The organism is Coleofasciculus sp. H7-1, assembly GCF_057473865.1.
Map to the genome: position 1 here is coordinate 1 of NZ_JBYCCT010000073.1, position 3719 is coordinate 3719.

General features: G+C 41.9%; 4 protein-coding genes and 2 pseudogenes. 1 reads left to right on the forward strand and 5 read right to left on the reverse strand.

Going from position 1 to position 3719, the window contains the following annotated elements:
* Window positions 1-110: 110 nt before the first annotated feature.
* The 5 genes and pseudogenes from AC2VDX_RS21570 to AC2VDX_RS21590 form a co-directional block, all read right to left on the reverse strand.
* Window positions 111-440: pseudogene (locus tag AC2VDX_RS21570) on the reverse strand (AAA-like domain-containing protein); the annotation flags it as partial.
* Window positions 441-671: 231 nt separating this feature from the next.
* Window positions 672-1280: a hypothetical protein gene (locus AC2VDX_RS21575; protein WP_378181686.1), complete on the reverse strand. Its 609-nt coding sequence runs from the start codon at window positions 1278-1280 to the stop codon at window positions 672-674.
* A gap of 86 nt (window positions 1281-1366) precedes the next feature.
* Window positions 1367-1585, reverse strand: a complete 219-nt coding sequence (locus AC2VDX_RS21580; RefSeq protein ID WP_378181689.1) for a pentapeptide repeat-containing protein — start codon at window positions 1583-1585, stop codon at window positions 1367-1369.
* A 70-nt stretch (window positions 1586-1655) separates the two neighbouring features.
* Window positions 1656-2435 (reverse strand): DUF4058 family protein, encoded by a 780-nt coding sequence (locus AC2VDX_RS21585; RefSeq protein WP_378181683.1) that lies wholly within the window; start codon window positions 2433-2435, stop codon window positions 1656-1658.
* A 33-nt stretch (window positions 2436-2468) separates the two neighbouring features.
* A pseudogene (locus AC2VDX_RS21590) lies at window positions 2469-3538 on the reverse strand (AAA-like domain-containing protein); the annotation flags it as partial.
* Window positions 3539-3655: 117 nt separating this feature from the next.
* Here AC2VDX_RS21590 and AC2VDX_RS21595 point away from each other — a divergent pair.
* Window positions 3656-3719 (forward strand): IS1 family transposase (locus AC2VDX_RS21595; RefSeq protein ID WP_378177235.1); only part of this gene is annotated, 64 nt, incomplete at its 3' end.

Sequence of the window (3719 nt, forward strand, 5' to 3'; positions counted from 1 at the left end):
GTCGTGCGTCAGGCAAACTGGAAAAGGCTTCCACAATGGCAAGCGTTCTCATAGCTCGATAAGAAAAATTCGTTGAGCTTTAGCTTACTGGATTTCACCCTCTCTGTCTAGAATGAAATAGCCCTGCGCCTTATCACGCCTGCATACCACTGATCCGGTGTAATCTCCTGGCTACCAATTTTCGTCAAGTCTATCGCTGCACAGGCGAATCCTTCCGCTTGCAACTTGTGCATTGTTCGCACCCGCAAGCTAGTTTTCCCCATCTGCCGAGAATTCAGCACATAACAAAACTCCCCAGCTTTGAGTCCTTCATAAAGGTCAAAATCTGCCTGTCGCACCACATAAGTGGGAGCATCAAGAGGTAAATGTCCACCCACTTTATAGTTATAGGCTGGGTTTGGCTCTTGACTCATAAGTGGTTCTGATTGGGTAGAAAACACCGCTTTTTGATATTTGTTATAAACAACTGTTATTATTAATTAATAATAGCTAGTTCTTATATACTAATTCTATTTTAGCTGTGAAGAGTTTTAAATAAGTTAACCGCTAAGACCCAGAGGCAGCAGAGATAAAAGGGTAAACTGAAAAATCATACATTATTTATAAATGTTGTATATCAAAGTGTTAGTTAACTGAAATTTAGAATTTTCAACTATTAAACTTTATTTAGTTTACGTCATATTATCCTTTATTCCATATATTATAATTCCTAATATTTTATCTAAATTGCTAATCAGATGTTCGCCTAACTCAACCTCGATTGTTTGTCCATTCAATCTCAAAAATTTCCAACGATCTCCAGTAGTAACAGCTCCATAAATCGACCTAATATTATTTTCCTCACGTTCGTTAAATAATTTAGCTGCAATCATTTCCGCTACACACTGCCCTAATCCTGCATTAATATTCTCTTTTTTAGCTTCTACAATTGTAATTACTGGTGTTCTAAGCAGTAGCAGTTCTGGGGAACCGCTAATTATAAAGTCGCAATTGCCATTTAACCCTCTTTCAGCATCAACAGTAAAATCTATTCCAGAAAATAAACTAACTTTATTTTGAAGTTTTTTTCTCACTTCAATTAGAATTGGGGTGATAATCATTTCCGAACGAGATTTTTCGGTGTTACTAGCAAGGGCTAAAGGCAGATTATATTGGAGTGTTTCTGCCAGATAATTACTGCTCTCTAATTTAGGTATATCTGAGAACATATCAAGTCTATCTACAAGAGTTAAGTCAAATGTTTTCAGCACTCTGATTAATGTAAAGTCACTATATGCCATTTCTTTTACCTTTGAGTAACTAAGTTTAGGGATAGATTGATAGTTTTGGTCAAAGCGCGATCGCTTAATCTTTGACTTTTTCTTTTTCAATACTCTTTTGTGTTTTCTTCACGATCGCTAGTAGTCATCATCCATAAATTTACCGTCAGGTATGATTGTTTCGTAAGAGGTGACAGAATTCCATTTGCTACGCTCCAGATTGTAGCACCCGTTAAGTTTGCTCTACTCAAATCGACATCTTTCCACTCGACATCACTCAAATTGGCATTTGTCAGGTTAGCTCCTTTTAAATGCGTCTGAGTAATTCATCAGCATCCATGTCAGTTACTCGTGATATCTATACTTTCTCTCAAGCGATCGCTTACTATATCCTCATCACCGCAACCCTTTTTCTCGCAACAATGCATCAGCCCAAACAGCATCCTCTCCCTTCAAGGGTGGTATTGCAGGCTGAGTATAATCTACCGCTAAATCAAATCCCGCTTGGTCATACACCTCGCTTAACAAAGCTTGCAACTCTACTTGCACTTCTGCATCCCCAGACTGCAAGGGTAAGGGGAATGGGGGAATTTCTTCTCGTACAGTAAAGGCATACAAATGAGCTGCTGGACGGCGAACGCTTCGACTCACTAAAATTCGATAATCTGTGTCAATTCCACTGCGAACAGGCATTGGTTTTCCGCCTCTTAGTAAGTCAATTTCTACTAGATGGGTGGCACTTGTTAGAACTTGTTGTCGCTTACTTTCATACAAGTTTCGTCCAACTCCCGCGCGTTTATTTTTAGGGGAAAGGATTTCTATAACAGTAATCACCTCACCCGTTCCTACTTCTCTAATTTCTAAGTAACCTTCCCTAGTTTCTTCGGGAATTGGTAGTGTTACTGTTATCGGTTCGCGCGGGGAGGTAAGCGTTGCGGTTGATTGAGATTGGTTAGCGGATGAAGGCTTGGAGAATACCGCCACATCAGGAATCATCACCAAGTCGCTATCTTTTACATCGCTTAAATAAATCCGCTTTTCAATTGCTACGCGATATTTAGGACGAACAGAGGGGGCTATGGCAATGGCGATCGCAGTAATTAACCGATGATGTACCTCAGCCCACAATTCAGGATTTTCTAAGTATGGATCTACCCCTGGAAATGGAGAAGGCATTTTCTTACCTCAAGCAACAATTATGTATTTGCGTCAATTTAAACACGTTTTGATATCTATACTTTCTCTCAAGCGATCGCTAAAATATTGCCGATACAAATCGAAGCGCGGCGTGACATTATTACCCTGCAACTGTACCAGCCCCATGCTGTGCAGTTTAAATGCTGGCACCGACTCTAATTCTACGGGTGTGTCCGCTGTTACTACTTTAGCGAAAGCAGCTGCTAACTCTGGATGTAGTTGCAGATTCCACAAATGTCTTCGCAAATGGTCATCGTAAAGTCCGCTTCTGTCGGAGCAGTTTCCCACAGTTGCTCCAACGTAATCGTCTGCTGAGCGATATGATAAAGCGCCAATCGTACTAAATAAGGATGTCCACCAACTAACCTCATTAATTGCTCAACCTGCGTTGCATTCCAATTCAGTCCATGCCGCTGAGTTAAATCTTGCACCTGTTCCGGGCTAAAGTCCGGTAACTCAATCGGCAACCCTACATTAAACGGCGATTGATTGACATTTAGGGGGATATAAACTTCCGTTGAATGTACCACCACCAGACGCAGTTGTTGCCAGCGATCGCTATCGCCATTCCCATAGCCAGCTTCCTCATACCAAGCCCGCAACAACCCAAAAAAATCGTCAGCAATTTTGGGATATTGAAAAACCCGATCCACCTCATCCAAACCTAACACCAACGGACTATTGGATGCTGACAGCAAACAATCCTCAAAATAAATCGTGCAATTATCTTTACTGCCAAAAGTATCCGTCCAATAATCATCTAATTGATGAGGAAGGCGCAGCTTTCGAGAAATCCGGGCACAAAACCACCGCAAAAGTTGATTTAAATCCGTGAAAACTGCCGTATCCGCGTGCTGAAAACTCAACGGCACCGTGCGATAACCCTGCTCATTTGCTCGATAAAGAATCCTCGCCATCAGCGAAGTTTTCCCCATCTGTCTCGGTGCCTTGATCCGAATCAAAGCTCCTGGTTGCAAAATCTCCTTGTAACACTGAGCTTCATAAGGAACTCGCTCCACATAAAACGCAGAAGCGAGACGCACCTGACCATTCGGTAACTCTGGTTCTGCCACTGGCAGGGGTGCATCTGAAGAATGCAACATCAAGGATGCTCTCCCCTCATCCTCCTGGGAAAGTGGCAATGTTCTAGACGTGTGGAAATGAGAGAATGAGAGGAGTTGTCTTTCCTGTCCTGACCAATGATATTAGAACCTGTGTTGTGTCCCGATTGTAGCAGTGATGATGTGGTGAGACACGGTCGCT